Source organism: Vallitalea sediminicola (genome assembly GCF_054408565.1).
Genome location: NZ_BTPT01000352.1, coordinates 1 through 240, shown reverse-complemented (window position 1 = coordinate 240; position 240 = coordinate 1). Strand labels below are relative to the sequence as shown.

Here is a 240-nt window from a genome sequence, read left to right as displayed (position 1 = left end):
TCTATCTTCCTTAATGAAATATTTTCGCCAAGAGAAAAAGCATATAGCTTAATATCTTGAAATACTATTGAGAACAATTTAACATACTCGTTTTTATCAATATTACTACTGTCTACTCCATTAACAATAACTTTACCTCTAGTAGGTTTGTACAAACCTGTAAGTATCTTAATTAATGTTGTTTTACCTGCACCATTAGCTCCTACTATAGCTACTTTCTCTCCATCTTTTACATGAATG

1 protein-coding gene is annotated in these 240 nt (G+C 30.0%); it reads right to left on the bottom strand.

Going from position 1 to position 240, the window contains the following annotated elements; translation table 11 throughout:
* Positions 1–240: ATP-binding cassette domain-containing protein (locus ACX6CF_RS27020; RefSeq protein ID WP_458788467.1), on the bottom strand; the 240-nt coding region annotated here is incomplete at both ends.